The sequence below is a fragment of the Brevibacillus agri genome (assembly GCF_004117055.1).
Lineage (GTDB): Bacteria > Bacillota > Bacilli > Brevibacillales > Brevibacillaceae > Brevibacillus > Brevibacillus agri.
In genome coordinates, this window is record NZ_CP026363.1 from 3,090,628 (window position 1) to 3,107,528 (window position 16,901).

At 52.4% G+C, this 16,901-nt stretch carries 17 protein-coding genes; 6 read left to right on the forward strand and 11 right to left on the reverse strand.

Features of this window, described 5'->3' with window-relative positions; all coding sequences use genetic code 11:
* Nucleotides 1–104 precede the first annotated feature (104 nt).
* The 5 genes from BA6348_RS15185 to BA6348_RS15205 form a co-directional block, all read right to left on the reverse strand.
* A complete protein-coding gene (locus BA6348_RS15185; RefSeq protein WP_122952463.1) occupies nucleotides 105–1,340 on the reverse strand; it encodes a D-alanyl-D-alanine carboxypeptidase family protein in 1,236 nt (411 codons plus the stop codon).
* 74 nt (nucleotides 1,341–1,414) lie between these two features.
* Entirely contained in the window at nucleotides 1,415–2,230 is an 816-nt protein-coding gene (locus BA6348_RS15190) for a GTP pyrophosphokinase (protein WP_005836270.1), read from the reverse strand.
* A 14-nt stretch (nucleotides 2,231–2,244) separates the two neighbouring features.
* Nucleotides 2,245–3,120 (reverse strand): M23 family metallopeptidase, encoded by an 876-nt coding sequence (locus tag BA6348_RS15195; protein ID WP_005836267.1) that lies wholly within the window; start codon nucleotides 3,118–3,120, stop codon nucleotides 2,245–2,247.
* Between the two features lie 103 nt (nucleotides 3,121–3,223).
* Nucleotides 3,224–3,481: a hypothetical protein gene (locus tag BA6348_RS15200; protein ID WP_005836266.1), complete on the reverse strand. Its 258-nt coding sequence runs from the start codon at nucleotides 3,479–3,481 to the stop codon at nucleotides 3,224–3,226.
* Between the two features lie 189 nt (nucleotides 3,482–3,670).
* A complete protein-coding gene (locus BA6348_RS15205; RefSeq protein ID WP_005836264.1) occupies nucleotides 3,671–3,871 on the reverse strand; it encodes an alpha/beta-type small acid-soluble spore protein in 201 nt (66 codons plus the stop codon).
* A gap of 250 nt (nucleotides 3,872–4,121) precedes the next feature.
* On the opposite strand from BA6348_RS15205, the gene BA6348_RS15210 reads away from it, so the two are divergent.
* The 3 genes from BA6348_RS15210 (at nucleotide 4,122) to BA6348_RS15220 (ending at nucleotide 7,268) form a co-directional block, all read left to right on the forward strand.
* A complete protein-coding gene (locus BA6348_RS15210; RefSeq protein WP_005836262.1) occupies nucleotides 4,122–5,000 on the forward strand; it encodes a 5'-3' exonuclease in 879 nt (292 codons plus the stop codon).
* 527 nt (nucleotides 5,001–5,527) lie between these two features.
* Nucleotides 5,528–6,670, forward strand: a complete 1,143-nt coding sequence (locus BA6348_RS15215; protein ID WP_122952464.1) for a hypothetical protein — start codon at nucleotides 5,528–5,530, stop codon at nucleotides 6,668–6,670.
* 79 nt (nucleotides 6,671–6,749) lie between these two features.
* The gene (locus BA6348_RS15220) at nucleotides 6,750–7,268 is read left to right on the forward strand and encodes a hypothetical protein (protein ID WP_005831950.1); all 519 of its coding nucleotides are present in this window, start codon (nucleotides 6,750–6,752) and stop codon (nucleotides 7,266–7,268) included.
* Nucleotides 7,269–7,731: 463 nt separating this feature from the next.
* Here the strand turns inward: BA6348_RS15220 and BA6348_RS15225 are convergent, their stop codons facing one another.
* Together BA6348_RS15225 and BA6348_RS15230 are read right to left on the reverse strand one after the other, a co-directional pair.
* Entirely contained in the window at nucleotides 7,732–9,495 is a 1,764-nt protein-coding gene (locus BA6348_RS15225) for a VWA domain-containing protein (protein ID WP_122952465.1), read from the reverse strand.
* Nucleotides 9,496–9,507: 12 nt separating this feature from the next.
* Entirely contained in the window at nucleotides 9,508–10,809 is a 1,302-nt protein-coding gene (locus BA6348_RS15230) for an AAA family ATPase (RefSeq protein WP_007780864.1), read from the reverse strand.
* A gap of 223 nt (nucleotides 10,810–11,032) precedes the next feature.
* Here BA6348_RS15230 and BA6348_RS15235 point away from each other — a divergent pair, with 223 nt between their 5' ends.
* Nucleotides 11,033–12,430, forward strand: a complete 1,398-nt coding sequence (locus tag BA6348_RS15235) for a hypothetical protein (RefSeq protein ID WP_005831944.1) — start codon at nucleotides 11,033–11,035, stop codon at nucleotides 12,428–12,430.
* 593 nt (nucleotides 12,431–13,023) lie between these two features.
* On the forward strand, nucleotides 13,024–13,794 hold the full coding sequence (locus BA6348_RS15240) for a hypothetical protein (protein ID WP_237716614.1): 771 nt from the start codon (nucleotides 13,024–13,026) through the stop codon (nucleotides 13,792–13,794).
* On the opposite strand, the gene BA6348_RS15245 is transcribed toward BA6348_RS15240, so the two are convergent.
* Nucleotides 13,760–14,215: an SDR family NAD(P)-dependent oxidoreductase gene (locus BA6348_RS15245; RefSeq protein WP_122952466.1), complete on the reverse strand. Its 456-nt coding sequence runs from the start codon at nucleotides 14,213–14,215 to the stop codon at nucleotides 13,760–13,762. The two genes, BA6348_RS15240 and BA6348_RS15245, sit on opposite strands and share 35 nt — an antisense overlap.
* Nucleotides 14,097–14,375 (reverse strand): SDR family NAD(P)-dependent oxidoreductase, encoded by a 279-nt coding sequence (locus tag BA6348_RS28035; protein WP_122952467.1) that lies wholly within the window; start codon nucleotides 14,373–14,375, stop codon nucleotides 14,097–14,099. The genes BA6348_RS15245 and BA6348_RS28035 overlap by 119 nt, the downstream gene beginning before the upstream one ends.
* A gap of 47 nt (nucleotides 14,376–14,422) precedes the next feature.
* Between BA6348_RS28035 and BA6348_RS15255 the strand changes: the two genes are divergently transcribed.
* Nucleotides 14,423–15,457: a YkvI family membrane protein gene (locus BA6348_RS15255; RefSeq protein ID WP_007780875.1), complete on the forward strand. Its 1,035-nt coding sequence runs from the start codon at nucleotides 14,423–14,425 to the stop codon at nucleotides 15,455–15,457.
* Between the two features lie 184 nt (nucleotides 15,458–15,641).
* Here BA6348_RS15255 and BA6348_RS15260 read toward each other — a convergent pair whose 3' ends face one another.
* Together BA6348_RS15260 and BA6348_RS26765 are read right to left on the reverse strand one after the other, a co-directional pair.
* Nucleotides 15,642–16,562, reverse strand: coding sequence for a leucine-rich repeat domain-containing protein (locus BA6348_RS15260; protein WP_122952468.1), 921 nt, complete (start codon nucleotides 16,560–16,562; stop codon nucleotides 15,642–15,644).
* On the reverse strand, nucleotides 16,516–16,770 hold the full coding sequence (locus BA6348_RS26765; RefSeq protein ID WP_157797560.1) for a hypothetical protein: 255 nt from the start codon (nucleotides 16,768–16,770) through the stop codon (nucleotides 16,516–16,518). Before BA6348_RS26765 ends, BA6348_RS15260 begins: the two co-directional genes overlap by 47 nt.
* Between the last annotated feature and the right edge of the window lie 131 nt (nucleotides 16,771–16,901).

Genomic DNA, 16,901 nt, shown 5'->3' on the forward strand with positions numbered 1-16,901 from the left:
CGTTTGGACACGGCTGCTATACCCGCGTCGCTCATACAAATCCGCATGCCAAAAAACAGGACGGCACTTTGCTCCCGTCCTGTTTTTTGATTTTGTCGGGTCGATCAATTGACACGGCGCTCCAGGTTGCGCTGCCGGACTCGGCGCATTCGCCGCGAGCGGGAAAACGTATAGCCGATCAAAAACAGATTCATTCCCAGCCAGGCGATCAAAAGCCCGTAACGCGCGTAGGAATGGCTGCTGTCGTCGTCCGCCGCGCCAAAGCCAAAAGCGGCGCTTGCTGCCTGCACGCGCTGCGCAGGCGGCTCGTGGCGCTCCAGCGGATACGTCATCGCCAGTTCTCCGGCGGACACCGAAAGCTGTCCGTCTGCGGTCAGCTCCACGAGCGGCTCGCTCCCGACCGGAACCGTGGCGTACAAGTCTTCCTTGGCCGTATAGCTCACCTGGTTTGTGTCGCCTGGAGCCGCAATGGCGGAATAGCGCTCGCCTTTTGCGGCGATCTGTTTCGTTTCGTATCCGTTCAGCCCGAAATCGAGCAGCTTGGTCACGTCTTTGTAGGCGTAATTGCCGGAAGCCGCTTTCATCGTGACCGCGATCATTTCCGTATCGCCGCGCTTGGCAGAGCCAACCAGCGTATGCATCGCCTGATCGGTAAAGCCGTTTTTAATCCCGGTCGCGCCGGGGTAATCGCGCAACAGCTTGTTGTGGTTGATAAGCTCCGACTTCCACTCTCTTCCGTCCCAGGGGAGGCGGTTCGTTCCGACGATCTCGCGGAAAATCGGGTTTTTCATCGCGTACTGCGCGATTTTCGCCATGTCGGCCGCCGTCGTATAGTGCTCCGGGTCGTGCAGGCCGTGCGCATTGGCAAAATGCGTTTCGGTCACGCCGACCTTTTCGGCCAAAAACGCGTTCAATTCCTCGGCGAACTGCTCGGTGGACCCGCTCATATGCTCCGCAATCGCTGTCGCCGCATCGTTGCCGGAGTGCATGAGCAGGCCGTATTCCAGCTTGCGCAGTGAAACCTGCTCGCCTTCGCCCAAATAAACCCGGGTTCCCTCTTCATATCGGGCTTTTTTGGAAACCGTGACAACGTCGTCCGGATTTCCTTTTTCAATGGCGTAAATGCCAGTGGCAATTTTCGTAATGCTTGCAGGGTACAGCTTCACATGAGGGTTCTTTTCAAACAGGACTTGTCCCGTTGTCGCATCAATGAGGATGGCCGATTCGCCAAACAGCTCATTTGGTGTAATCGATGACGATCCCTCGGCAAAAGCCACAGGCACGTCAAGGTTGAAAATAACCGTGACCACAACGAGAAGGTACGTTAGTAGAAGACGCATGTTAGTCTATATCCTTTCCTTGCTTGTCGGGTGTTAACGTATGGCTTTTGGCTCCAGGAAGCTTCGCGAGTCTGCTATTTCAAGCGCTTTCCCAGCAAATCGTGAATCATTTTAAACTTGGGATTGTCTGCAAACGCCTCTTCAAAGCCGCTGACGTGCTCGCGGTACAGGGCTGCGGCGGACTCCACATCTTGTTTCACGTACAGCGAAAAAATTTCCTCCAGCTTTTCTTCCAAAGTCGAATCCACCTCGGCCGGCGTGAGGATTTCATGGCGCAGGTTGTTCATCAGCACGTCTAGCTGATGAGTAATGACCGAAGCCTCGTGCAGTTGCTGCATCACGTCGGTTGGAATGTTTCCGGCGTATTTGTAGCGCAGCTCGTGCTCGTTTGTCGCCCAGAAGTTCATGCCGAGTGTACGAATTTGGATTTCACAAAAAAGGGTACGCTTTTCGCTCCCGTGATATACAGTGTAGGAAACGATCATATGGATGCTGCGATAGCCCGAATCTTTTGGCGTGGAGATATAGTCCTTGATGTCATGAATGACGATATCCTCCCGTTCCTGCAGCAACTGCTGAACTTCGCGGACGTCATCGACGTAGCGGCAGACTATGCGCAAGCCAGCGATGTCCTGGACTTCCTTCGCCACTTCGTCCTGCCAGTTGGCTTGCTGAAAATCGATTCCTTTCTCATTGGCTTTCTTGATGAGACTGTCCACTTTTTTGACCCGTCCCACCACGAACTCAATCGGAGAATAGCGGCCGCTTTTCAGAAAGCCGTACTTGATTCCTTTCAGTTTGAGCTTCAATTCCTCTACTGCCTGTTCATACGGTGCCAAGAAATGGACCATATTGTTCAAGACTTTGCTTGGCACATGGGTAACTCTCATGAAAACACCTCCAATTACTTCCAGAGGAAAGGTGATGCATCAAAAAACGGCTGCGGATTTACGTACGTATTGCCAATCAACATGCCGTAATGAAGGTGAGGGCCTGTGGAAAAACCTGTGGTGCCCATAAGCCCGATCACCTGTCCCTGTTTCACTTCCTGCCCGGTCGCAACCGCAAGCTTGGACAGATGCGCATAGATCGAAAAGACGTTCATGCCGTGGTCGATAATGATCGTGTTTCCGGTCAAATAGAGCGAGTCGGCCAAAACGACCTTGCCGTGGTTGCTCGCCCAGATCGGCGTTCCGGTTTTGTTCGCAATGTCAATCGCTGCGTGGCGGTTGGCGGGCACTCCGTTTACGACGCGCTGATAGCCAAAAGGTGTCGTCAATGTCCCTTTTGCCGGCATCGTAAACGGTTCGCTAAAGTACGGCGTCGCCCGGGAGCTTGCGCGAGCGGCGTTGATTTTCTTCTGATCCGCGTTGATCCGGGCCGTGTCCTGCCGCATCGCATTCATTTGCTTGCTGACGGTCAGCTTGTCCACGGCAAATTGCTTCGGCTGAACCGTCAAGGTTGCCGTGAGTTTTTTATCCGCTGATTGCACGTTGTAATCTCCCGGCTTCACGTCAAATGGAATCGGGATAAATCGGGCATACTCGTTAGAAGAGGGCTGCAAACGGTACGATCGCGAGAAGAGTGTAACCGTTTGAGGCTGTTTGCTGCGCACGAAAATGACATCACCGGGATACGTCCTGGCTGGCGTCACGCTAATCGATGGTTGCTGTTTCTCTACACTCGCGTAAGCGCCTTCCAGTACTTGGCTGCAAGCGGCCGTTCCGGACGTGAGCGTCAGGGCAACGACCGTCATCAAACTGACCATCGATTGAAACATAGGCATGCTCCCTCCCATTTTCTAGTATAACAAAACAGGCTTTGAAAGGAAAAAGAAAAAGAAGGCTATCCGACTAGCCTTCTCCAATCCATTGCAGCGCGCCCTACAGTTTTTTCGTGTAATCAGCCATCATGTCCATGATCGACTGCACGCCTGTCAGCATTTCGCTGGCTCGTTTTGTTTTTTGCGAGATGTTGTCAAAATCGAGGCGCCCTCTTTTGCGGTCATTCCAACGCTTGAACAATTCTTCGGCCATGCCGGGATTGCTGCGGATGGCCCGGACGCGCATGGAGTCTTCCACGACCCACGCTTCGAATTCAGGATTTTCCCGCAGAAGCTTTTTCACTTCTTTTTTCTTCATCGTCGAAACGTCACTCCTTTCGCGTGTACAACCAAAATAGAGAGCTGTTCGTTACACCATATGACTAGTCCGCGAATGTGCTTGTGTGTTTGCACCCTGTCAAAAAGAAAGGGCTGCAAGCCAAAACAAGAAAGGCCCCGTGCAAGGGACCTTTCTTCATCCAACTATTTACTTGTCAAAAGCTTGTGCTTAGCGGCCAGCCATTTGTTGCTCAGCGAAGCTTACCAGACGCTTGGTGATTTCGCCACCAACAGATCCGTTTTGGCGGGAAGTAGTGTCTGGGCCGAGATTTACACCAAATTCAGATGCAATCTCATACTTCAGTTGATCCAGAGCTTGGTTCGCTTGAGGAACTACCAGGTTGTTGCTGCTTCCGTTGTTGTTAGCCATGATTGATTCCTCCTGACGCGTTTTTTTCTCCCGGGACGGATTTGAACCGCCTGCTTCTTCGCCTCCCACCGACTGAGACCGGAAGATGATTTTGAGGTCCAAGAGGCGGTGGTTCAACCTCTTGTGCTACTATCATCCCACGAGATCCTAAGTCCATACGCCTTTTGCAAATGTAAAATCTGTCAAAGCTGTCCCCCTGCTTTATGCTATAATGAGGCGTAAAGTTTGGAGCTGAGAGGAGTCACCATTTGTGAATGAAACAGGGAAAGTACTGCTCATCGATGGCATGAGCTTTTTATTTCGCGCCTTTTACGGGTCTGCCTGGGGCGGCGCTTATCGGCAAACGTCCACAGGCGTCTACACGAATGCGGTCTACGGCTTTACGAAAATGATGCTGGACTACGCCGAGCTGGTTCGCCCGACCCACCTGATGGTCGGCTGGGACGTCGCGTCACGCGAGTCGCTCGTGCGCAGCCAGTGGTTTGACGGCTACAAATCCAATCGCACGGCGCCGCCGGACGAGCTGATTCCGCAGTTCGAGCTGGTCAAGGAAATCACCGCTGCCTTTTCCGTGCCGAACCTGGGCTGTCCGGGTTACGAAGGCGACGACGTTTTGGGGACGCTGTCCACGCGCCTCGCCGCAGATGGCCATGAGATCGTCATCGCGACGGGCGACTACGACAGCTTGCAGTTGGTCGATGAAAACGTCAGCGTCAAAATCTTGAAAAACGGCGGCAAGCACGAACATTACGACCCGGCGAGCCTGCGAGCCCTGCGCGGCATCGCTCCGGAACAGGTCGTAGATGTCAAAGCGCTCATGGGTGACACGTCAGACTGTATTCCAGGCTGCCCGGGCATCGGGGAAAAGACGGCGACCAAGCTGATTACCGAGCACGGCAATCTGGACAACCTGTACGACAACTTGACGAGCTGCACGCCGAAAATGCGCAGCAAGCTGGAAGAGCATCGCGAGCAGGTGTACTTAAGCCAGAAGCTGGCGACGATCATTCGCGATGTGCCTGTCGAGTTTTCCATGGAGGAAGCCGTGTGGGCTTACGATCCGGAAACGGTTTTGAACAAATTTGACGAGCTTGAATTTGGCCGCAGCCTGGCGACAAGGGTCGGCTAACGCAAAAAGACACGAAGATCCCTTCCCCTTTTCGCGAGAAAAAGGGGAACCGGGATGTCTCTTTATTAGGGCAGTAGCAGCCTTACTGACACTACCCGCAAAGTAGCAGAAATTATGTCGGAAACTTACTATTTATATTCAAACGGTGCAACGGTGATTGCCAGCTTTGAAGTGACGAAGTTTGTGAGGTGATAAATTTACTGTTGGCCCGATTATTCGGAGTATTTGCCGAATTTTACGGATTCCCCGATCCGTATTTTTTTCCAGGAGGATTCAAATAGCTCCGTATCTGGCAGTAATGAAAATCGATATCCGTCAGTTTAATGTTGATTAATTCACTGACTCGGACACGGTCTACATGAGTGTTTTCGCGATTATCATGTCTTGAAAATTTTTTATTTTTGAGCGTCAAATTCCGACAAATTTCCTCTTTGGAAATTTGTTATAGTAAATATTGGATAAAACATCCTCTATAGGTAAGGAGTGGTAAATTTGTCAAAAAATTATTTAAGGCATCGTTAGTATCGATGCTATCTGTCGGTATTTCTGTTAGTTCTCTGTTTTTTAGCTCGCCTATTCAAGCAAAACAAAATCCATCAACATCTGATGAACTCCTTCAATATGCAAACGAACAAAATGTCAACATTTTATTGTACGATGAAAATGGAAAAATTGATAAGGAATTTCATGTGGATGGACTTGAGGTCACCTATAAATACAAAAATGGAAAAATGATAGAATCTGAAGACAACAAAGGCAGAAAACAAAAATATGTGAAACGGGACAACTACGTAGAAGTGACTGAATATGAGAACGGGAAAGAACTTTTTAAACACGCCCTTTCTAGTAATGATTTGAAATTTCCTGAAGTCAAGACTAATGATCACGAGAATCTTGAGAAGGAAAAGATGGAAGAGGGTAATAAGAAGGGAGCAGAGAGTGATTTAAGGTCCATAGGCATCGAAAGTACTACTACATATGAGGATTACTATGTCAACGGCGTTCTAATGAACAATCTAGTTCCGGGTTCATGCCCTTGTTCATCAGGATCCGATAAGTTCATTAACTATAGTTCTATGACAGAGAGTGAGATCCAATCATTCTTTCAGAATAAAAACTCTATTTTGAAAGATCCGGTGCAAATTTGGAGAAGAGATTCTAACGGGAATGTTTACAATACCAACAAAACAATCCTTCCGTCCAAAGCAATTTACAATGCTGCACAGACACACAGAATGAATCCAAAGGTGGTTATTGCAACCCTTCAAAAAGAACAATCTCTTGTTTCTGCAGCACCTGGTAGTGTCAGCTACTCATCTCGCCGATTCTACTATGCTATGGGTTATGGTGCAACGGATGGCGGAGATCTGAATGGAACAAGCGGATTTGATATCCAGATTGACAAAGGAACTAAACTATTCAAGGATCTATGGTATAACTCCCCTACTGAGACTTACCCAATCTTATTCAACAACATCAACTACGGAAAAACGGTAACCTCTAATGGGGTCACGTACAAAAACTACATCTGGGTAAAAAATTATGGAACATGGGCGCTTTACAAATACACTCCACATGCACTGGATATAAACTATCTCCCTACTATTACAGGAGGGAACTATTCCTTCCAAAGCATCTTCAAATCATACTGGGGGACTGACTGGGATTAATTTTTTCAAAAGAAAAAAGCAAACCCCTCGTTCCAATTGGAACGAGGGGTTTTTCTAAAAATGAAGGAGGCGAGGGATTATGAATCATAGGCTAATACTTCTCATCATGACATTGACGATTATTTTTTTCTTATGGGGTTGTTCTTCAAAGGAAAAAACCATGACAAATGATCAAACCCACGAGTCTTTAGTAAGCGACTTTACTGCAGAAAATCTGCATTCGATAGGAGTGTCAGAATATCGCTTGGATTCGTTGCCATATAAAGCTCAACCAGAGTTCTTAGTTTTCCTATCGGAAGAAGAAGAAAAAAAAAGAATATTACGTTGGATGGAAACAGCTAAGAATAAAACAGACATATCTCAGGCCAAAATCCAAAAAATATATGTATTACAATTTCAATATCAAATTGGAGAACAAGTAGTGGATAGTAAATACTTAGCCTACGTTGAGGATAGCAACGGGGCATTTTATGTAAAACCTTTTGAAAAAATGGTGCCGGAGCTAAACCTGGAAAAGTTTACAGAGAAAGATATCGATTCAATTATGAAGATACTGGGAATAGATAACTGGTATATAGTTGAAAAAGCACCATTATAGTGTGAAGTGCACCCCTTAGAATAGACATTGGAAAAACCCCTAGGGAAATCCGATGTAATTTTAGGGGGTGCATTTTTATGGCAATCAAAGGTCAGAAGTTTCAGTCGTATCCAGAATCCTTGAGTTTGGCGTTTCAAGAAGTGGATACTATTCTTACCTGAAACGGAAAAATACAGATCGGGACAAGTCGTTGAAAGACCTCATCCAGGATGTGTATCCAAGAAGAACGCTTCGTCTCGTATATTTTCAGGATCTTCATACGTCTTGTTGACAAGTTCAAACTTTCTCTTGGCTAACGGTAGGCGTTCGCCAGCCCCCGTTCGGACTTTCACCCTAGAGATGACGCCCATGCTGGGCGTACAACCAAGAGAAACCCCAAAAACAAGGGGTTTCTCATCAGCCTGGGGCTATCCCAAGGGATAGCCTCTTTCTGTTGCTGTTGGGAACAAGTCTGCGCGGCCTGTCAGCGCAAGGCACGCGTGGCACGCTTTTTCGTTGGCGACTGGTGCGCGGTCGAGACGCCAAATACGTCGAGCAACAGCCCCGTATTTTCCGCCCCTTCCGTTTCCCAGCTCGTCGCGAAGCGCACGCGGTGGGAGATGCCTAGCAGGTCGTACGTTTGCACGAGATGCTGCCGGGCCGAGCCGACGATCAGACTGTGCAGGCGGACTTGTTTCTTTTGCCCGAGCGCGACCAGCTTTTCTTGCACGTATGGCGAGATTCCGCCCACGCCGTCGGTCACCATCACCAGATCGGCAGCTTGCCACGTTTTTTCCGTCTCGACCAGCTCCATCGCTCGCTTCATCGGCGCATCAAAATGCGTCCCGCCGCCAAACGCCATTTGCGCCAGGCCGTAAAACGCCCCCCAGTCCGGCTTCTTGTGATACAGAGGCTGCTCTCTTAGCTCTCCTTTTGCCCCGAACAAGATCAGCACGAAATCGCGCTTTTCGAGCATGGACAGCGCCGCAAACGTCATGATGAAAATTTGCGCCAGCCGCAGCTTTGCCCCGCGCATGGAGTGCGAAGTGTCGAGCATGCAAATGACCGGGCCTTTTGGCGGTTCCTCTACCCAGCCGGACGTATCGTACGTCATCAGCTTTTGCTCCAGCCATTTCAGCATGAAGTAATGTTCGTAGTCCGGATCGGCGAGCAGCACGGCCTCGCCCGGCAGCATGTGGGCAATATCGCCGGACTGCCGCAAATCGTAGTATTCCTCCGGCAAATGGCGGGAGCGAATCTCCTTGCGCCGCACGCGAAAGCGATGCACCTGGCGGCCGACTTCGTCCAAAAACGCCACCAGATCGGGATGGCGCTTCAATTTTTCCACCCACTTCACATACTGCTCAAAGCTTTGCCTGCGCAGCTTGCCCAGGTCGTGTCCCCAACTGCGGTTGGCAAAGCGCTGGCTCGCCGCAAACACCTCATCTACAAACAGCGTGTCTACATCCTCGGCGGACAACGTCCCCTTCAACGACTGCTCCAGCCACTGCCCCAGTTCTTTTTCCCAAGCGTCTATCGCTTCTTTTTCCTGTTTTTGCAGTCGGTCGAGCTGCTTTTCCCGCTGGGCCAGCTCTTCTTCGAGCTTTTTGACCTTTTGCATGAGCTTCGTCCGCTTCGTAAACTGCACGCTCATCTCTTCGCGAAGCTGCTCGATTTTCGCTTGCAGCCCGACGATTTCCGCGCGCACGAGCGGCTTCGTGTCGAGGGCTTCCTGCTTGTCCTCCACTACGCGCTTGCCTTGCTGCAGCGTATAGCCGATCAGCTCCAGCTTTGCTTTTTGCTTTTCCGTGAGCAAATCGGCGAGCTGCGCTTCTTTCGTTCCTTCTTGTCCTTGCTGTTCCCGCAAGCCCGCGAGAAGCGGGGAAAGGCTGCGATCTTTTTGCCGCTGCTTCACTTCCTCCGCGAACGTCTCCGTGAGCCACAACAGCGCCTTGATCGCCGTCTTGAAAGCCGCGCTCTCATTGCCGACCGTCCGGGGGTGAATCATCCGCGTAAAATATTGCTTCATGAGCGTGCGAATCATCCAGTGATGGAACGGAGTCGCTTCCTGGGTCATGTCGATCTCGGGTTTTTCCACATAAAAAACGAGAAAAAAGTCGGCGAGCAGCTCGTGATTGAACCACTCGGCCCGGGACTGCGCCTCCTGCACCCATTCCTGGGCCGTGCGCGAAGAAGCGAGATACGTTTCAAACAAATAGCGCTCGACCCCGCTGGCACGAACTATCATCGTCACTCCCCCCTATAACGTAAAGTCGTAGTCTGCCCCCGCGATCTCTTTGTCAAATATGGTCCGGTACGTTTTTTGCAATTGCTGCAAAATCCGCTCGCCCTCGATCCGCAAGTACGCGTATTTGACCGTGTACTTCTCGACGTTGTGGATCAACCGATTTTTCTCCAGCACGTACGCGCCCAGGTCATGCTCGCGCTTTTCCCACTGCATCAGGCGGTTGCGCAAATCGCGCGCCGTCTCTTCCAGCTCCATGCGGCAAGCTTCCAGCAGTTGCCCGTTTCGCTCCAGCGCTTCTTTTCCCAGCTTGGCCCCGACTTCTTTTTTGAATTGGAAAGCGTGCAACTCTGATTCCTTTTCCTTCCATTTATCAGCGAGTTGCTGCAAGCGCTGGAGCGGCAGTTCGTTTTCCAGCTCTGCCTTGAGCATCTCCGTAAACTGGCGCTCGAACAACTCGCGCATGACGTTCAAGTCTTCCGGCACATCCCAGAGCATGTGCGGGGTAAAAACCGTGTCCCAGATCGTGACCTGCTCGCGGCCATGCAGGGCGGCAGACGTCCGCCATACGCCTGCGATTTTGCTCCAGCGGCGGTCGGACAGCACGTATTCCTTTTCCTCTATGTCCTGCTTGATCCGGTAGAGGAAGTAAATCAATGCCTCCGGGATCGTCACTTGCTTCGCCGCCGCCTGAATGTCCTTGATATCGTACAGGGAAAAGACGACCGGGAGCGGATTCGTCGGCAGCGAGAACATCCGCTCGTAGCTGGCCGCCTGTTGCAAGTAGTGGACTTCATAGCGGAACAGGAAGCGGTCGTATAAAGCGGTCAACTGCTCGTCGTCATCCGGCAGTTCGTTGGACGCCGCAATCAAAAACTGCAGCGGGACCTCTTCTTTTTCTCTGCCGTTAAAGTAAAGGCGTTCGTTCAAAATGGACAGCAGCGCATTCAAGATCGCGCTGTTCGCCTTGAAAATTTCGTCGAGGAAGGCAAATTGCGCCTGTGGCAAATAGCCCGCTGTTTTTCGCACGTAGTTGTCGAGCTTCAACTGTTGAAGCGACACGGGGCCGAAAAGCTCATCCGGCGTCGTAAACCGGGTCAGCAAATATTCAAACCAATGCTCGGCGCCAAACAGTTGCGCCACCGAGCGGGCGAGCTGCGATTTTGCCGTCCCCGGCGGGCCGATCAACAGCGCATTTTCTCCGCTCATCATCCCGAGCATCAAAAGCCGGATCAGTTCGCTCCGTTCCAAAAAGCGGCGCTCCAACAGCTCGATCGCCTGGTCCATTTTTCGTTGGATTGGTGTAGTCGTATTCATCGTCGTTTGGCGCCTGTCTCCCGTATAAACGAAGGGCGCCGTTCCCCCTCTCTTGCCTCGTACCCAAGTCATCAAGACCCCGATTTTTTGTCATGCCTCCTGCTCATTTAATAGTGGCATATTGTGGACAAAAATGCCAGTTTCGCCAGCCGCATGCACGTTCACCCATAGATTTGCTCGCGCATATGGTGTGGCAAAAGGAAAAAGCGGGAGGAGGTACAGTATGGGGATTGAACTTGCATGGTTGCACGGCGTGTATGTGTTGTTCGTAATTGGCATCATTCTCATGATGGTTATGCGCAGGGACACCAGTCTGATTAGCATTGTCGGGATTGCCCTGCTCGGACTGGTCGCGACCGGATCGGTGACGACGGCGATTGGCGGAATTTTTGGCAGCTTTATTTACGCGATCACCGAGCTGTTGCCGACGATTTTGGTCATCTGTATTATCGTGGCGATGAGTCATGTGCTTACAGATACTGGCGTCAACGAGACGATGATCCGGCCGATGACGCACCTGATTCACAACGCCACATTGGCCTATTGGGTGATCGGGATTGTGATGATGGTCATTTCCTGGTTTTTCTGGCCGTCGCCTGCGGTTGCACTGATCGGCGCGGTCATGCTGCCTGTCGCTTTGCGGGCGGGCTTGCCTGCCATGGGCGTCGCGATTGCGATGAACCTGTTCGGACACGGAATTGCGCTCTCCGGCGACTTTGTCATTCAGGGAGCGCCGACCTTGACAGCCAAAGCGGCGGGCCTGCCTGTAGAGGACGTCATTTCCGCCAGCGTTCCGCTCGTCGTCGTCATGGGGCTGGTCACGACCGTAATCGCCTTCTGGTACTTGAAAAAAGACATGAAGCTGGGCAATCTCCCGGGGTCCGGCAGCGACACGCCTGCGGGCGATTCCGTCTTTGCCGCAGCGCGCGTTCCTCTGCCTACGGGGACTCGCCGCTTTTTGGCTGCCCTCGTTCCCGTCCTGTTTGCGCTTGATGTCGTGGCGATGTTTGCTTTTGACTTGCGCGGAGGCGATGCGACGGCGCTCGTCGGCGGAACGGCTCTGTTGATTCTGATTGTCGCGACGATGCTCGCCCACAAGCAAAAAGGGCTGGAGCAAGTGACGAGCCATCTCATCTCCGGCTTTCAGTTCGGCTTCAAAGTGTTCGGACCCGTCATTCCGATCGCCGCCTTTTTTTACATGGGCGACAGCGGCTTTGTCAAAGTGTTCGGCGAGGTGCTGCCGGCTGGCTCGCAAGGGATCGTCAACGACTTGGGCGTGGCGCTGGCCCACACGATCCCGATCAGCAAAGAAGTAGCCGCCTTGACTGTCGCTGCTGTCGGCGTCATTACCGGGCTGGACGGCTCGGGCTTCTCCGGCATCACGCTGGCCGGTTCGCTCGCGCAGCTTTTCGCTACTGCTCTGGGCGCCGGAGCCGCTACTTTGACCGCCCTCGGGCAAATTGCCGCCATCTGGGTCGGCGGCGGAACGATTATTCCTTGGGCGCTGATTCCGGCAGCGGCGATCTGCGGCGTCGATCCGTTCGAGTTGGCGCGGCGCAACCTGTATCCCGTCGCCATCGGGCTATTGGTGACGACCATCGTTGCCATGTTCCTGTTGTAAATAACGACGAAAAAGGCGAAAAAGGCGCCTGGCCGTGGCACGCCGCCTTTTTCGTCTGTTGTTTTTGCCGACGGTTCATGCAGTTGTACTAGCATCACTCGAAAATGTTCGCGACGCTCCTCTCCAACGTCTTCGGGATTAGCCAGCCGCTCAGGGAGTTGTTCACGATTGCTGCCCCCTGCCTCTATCTCTTTGGCGTTCGTGTTTGCCTCGGCTGTTATTCGCAGCTTTTAAGGTTTCTCTCTCCCCTGTTCGGCTGCCGCGGTTTGGCATCGCTTGGCCGGGTTGCCCTTCCGCTCAAGAGTCTTGGCGGACAGCGCTGAAAGTGACGGCTTGATAAACATCCGAAACCTTGGCCCGCATGATCTCTGTCTTGTCGACTCGACAACTGCAAAAACGGAAAAGATCGGCGTAAAAATTTCCTGCCAAAAAGCTTGACTGCTCGTAGAGAACCGAATACAATCCTCCTATTTGAAGAAATTTGTCAATAGTCTGTAGATTCCGGTATGATGAGAGAAAGAAAGGAGGAGGCACACTATTTTTTCGGAATACCGACTTCTGATTGTAGATTTAGAACTAATTGCAAATGGATGGTGGTTGGTTTGAGCAAACATTCGCACATGCGCCCGTTCGCCAATTTAATCACATTGAACGAACTGGTTCATTTGGTGATGGCCCATGCATTTACGTTGCAGAAAAAATGGATGGCCAAAGATATTTATGACATGACCAGTTCGATGAATGTGTTCCCTATGAGCAGCAACCAGACCTACGTCTACCGGATTATGAAAAATCTCGCCCAGAAAGACATTCTCTTCATGGAATCAACCTGGTCTACTACAGAGCGGCCGACCCTGCACTATACGGTTATGGAGAAAGGTCTCATCCATTTTTACACCGGCGAGCGAGCAGTCATCAAGGCCGTACCCGCCAAAGTCAAGCAGCTTCGCCATTTTTTGCACGATCTGGACCAAAAGCTTCCCGCCTCGCCATGCCCTCCCTCCCCTTTGCCTGAAAATGAGCATGAGAAAAAAATCATTGGTGTCGCGGATTATTACGACTGGCTGCTACTGCGTGGCGCGCTGGATGGAAAGTCCCCACACTCTTGTAAAGACCTTGGCGACAATTTCGGGAAACCGGTAAACCTGTCCTACCTTTATCAATTGCATGAGGATTTAGAGCAGACGGGACATATCAGCGATGACTGGATTACATGCAAAGGCAGGGAAAAGTTGGCTGCACTGGAATGCGAACTGAAGACGGAGGTTCAGGAGGCGTTGAAGAGGGTGGAGAAGCTTGAAAAAACAGAATCAAGTGTGAAATCATGGGTCAAGGCTTGGCGTCAGCAACAAGCGGTAGAATAAACCAGTACTGTCTTCGCCTTGAAAAAACCTTGCTGTCACGCTTCGTCGTCCTGGACTTGGTAAAGCCGATGCCCCCCGCCTTGGCCGCCGCGTAGTAGCTCAGCTTGACGCCGCCCTTTTGGCCAATTTGCGAAGCGATATTGATGATCCGCCCGCTCTTTTGCTCGATCATGTGCGGCACCACATGCCTCGTCAGCAGGAACACGGACCGCAGATCGACATCGATCATCCGGTCCCATGTTTCCACCGTCATTTCGTGAATCAGGCTTTGGGTAAGAATGCCCGCGTTGTTCACCAAAATATCAATACGTCCGAACTTTGCGAGCGTCTCGTCGACCAGACGCTGCACAAAGCGCACGTCGGTAACGTCGCCTTCCGCTGCCATCACCTGCCCGCTGCAGCCCGCCAGTTGGGCAACCACCTCGTCCGATTTCCGCCTGAGTCTGGTTGTAGCAGTTGATCGCCACGTGGGCGCCTTCGCGGGCGAATGCCAACGCGATCGCTTTGCCGATTCCCTGGCCGGCCCCGGTAATAAGGGCAACTTTGTCCTTCAACCACTTTTTTCTTCTGTTTTGGCCCAAGCCTCATACACTTGTACTAGCATCCCATTTGGAAAGGAACAGACCGTATGAAACTGTGGGGAAAAAGTATCCAGGTCGCGGCAACCTACATAGGAACAGTGGTCGGGGCCGGGTTCGCGAGCGGCCAGGAAATTCTCGCGTTTTTCACCTCATATGGCCATGCAGGCACGGTCGGCATCCTGCTGGCCACGTCGCTGTTCGTCTGGCTGGGCTACAAGATGATGCTGCTGGCCCATCAACTGCGCACGCCCTCTTACGAATCGTTCAATCAAAAGCTGTTCGGGCCGATGCTTGGCCGCACCATGAATGTGCTTGTCTTTTTAACCTTGTTCGGTGTCACGACCGTCATGCTCGCCGGAGCGGGATCCGTGCTGGAGGAGCAATTCGACATCCCGTATTTGCTCGGAACGGCCGCCACGGTTTTGCTCGCGCTGCTCATCCTGCGAAGAGGGCTGGAGCAGCTCTTGCTGGTCAATGCGCTCGTCGTCCCGTCCATGCTGCTGTTTGCCCTGCTCATTTTGCTTGACGGCAGCGCCGAATCGCCTTTGCCGCTTGCCAAGCCTTCCGACTACGCCTTTTTGTGGAAAACGATTTTGTACGTCTCCTTCAATCTGGCGATGGCCCAGTCTGTCCTGATCCCGATCGGCTACGCCATCCGCGAAAAAGTCGTCCTGTTCCGCGCGGCGGTCATCGGAGGCGTCGTCCTCGGCTTTATGCTGCTCGTCGTGCATACGACGATGCTGGCGAATTGGGACGACGTGCGCTTCATGGACATCCCGATCCTGTTCATTACGGATCGCTGGAATGAATGGCTGCAACTGTTTTTCGTGTTCGTCCTCTACTCCGAGATTTTCACCACGCTCATCTCCAACGTGTTCGGGATCGGCCAGCAACTGCGCGAGCTGCTCCAGCAGCCGGAATCCCGGCTCTACCTGTATCTTTTTGCGGCTGCCTTCATCCTTTGCCTGATTGGCTACAGCCAGTTGCTGATGTTTTTGTATCCGCTGTTCGGGTATTTGGGGCTGTCTACGCTGTGCCGGATATCTGTGCCGGCGGTTTTGCTGCCGCGAGGGAGGAGGTGACCTGGACTTGGCCGCGGGATCCGCCCCACAGAAACAAAGCTGCGGCACGGCGCTAGAAGTCCTCTACGCCTCTTGCAGACTCGACTTTTTCCCGACGATGCTGCGATTGTCCAGCACGAGCCAGAAGTTGTCTTCCTCGTAGCCCTTGACGATTCCCTGCACCGTACACAAGCACGCCCTCCCCCTACGACCGGACATACGCATGCCAAATCTCTTCTTCCTCGTCCGTCATGTCGCCTGTCATGGAAGAAAAATCAATTTTTCGCGCAAAACGGTCTTTCAACCGGGCAAACTGCTGGTAGGAGGCCGTTATTTTTGCGAGCGAAGCTGATTTTCCAAGCGCTTCCAGGTTCCCCAGCTCGGGGCAATCGTTCAGTTCCAGCGTAAGCAGACTGCCCAGTTCGGCCAACGCTGAAATATCGCCAATCGCCGTCTTGTTCATCTTCACGCTTCGCAGCTTGCGGTTGTTTGGCAAAAACGCCAGATCGGGCAAGCGGACGTCCTCCAGGCGCAACATCTGCAAATTCACAAGCTGTGCCAGCGCAGCCAAGTCGCTCTCGCACGCGTCGCCAAGACCGACAATCGCAAGCTCTGACAACGAATGCAGCTCGCCCAGCTCGCGAAGCTGCTCTGCATCGGGACGGCTGAGCGCCAGGCTTTTCAGGCTCTTTGCCTGCTTGAGCGGGGCGAGGCTGCGAACGGGAGTGTGCGTCATATCCAGCTCCGCCAGTCTCGGCAGGCTGGCGAGAGGCGCCAAATCCGTGACGGCGGTTGCAGACACGTTCACCATTTGCAAATAAGCCAGACCTTGCAAGGGACGCAGATCGCTGAGCTGATTTTTCGGCACATACAGCCGTTTCAACTGCTGGCAGCCGCGGAGCGCTTCGATGGAGCGAATCTCGTTTGCGGTCAGCACCAGCTCGCGCACCTCGCGGCAATGCTGAAGCGGCGTCACATCGGTAATGCCTTCGCCAATAAACCGCAACTGCTTGGCATGCAAAAATACGTCAGCAGAGCCGCAGCCCCGCTCGATCCGCTCCTGCCAGCCCGCATCCAGACTACGGAGCCACGCTTGCGGATCGTGGACACCCGTATCGACGCGCATCGGCTGATAAACAGGCAGCTTTAGCTTGCGGATCGCGTCGAGAAAATGGATGGTGCCGCTCCGGCCATAGCTCCAGAAAAGCTGGTCGTCTTCCTGTTGGACGCTGTAGTTTTTCTCCTTCGCCGTGTCGCGGATGAAACGCCTCTGCCATCCCGGGAATATCTGCCCGCAGCAGTTCGATGATTTCCTGCATGAGTCGTTTCAGCATACAATCCGCTCCCGTCCCAATTGAATCAGCGTCCCCGGAAAAATACCGCCCGGGACGCTGGAATATTTTCTCTTTTCAACCAATCTATCTTAGCACAGGGAGCGGGAAAAAGAAAAAACCTCTGCTTGGGA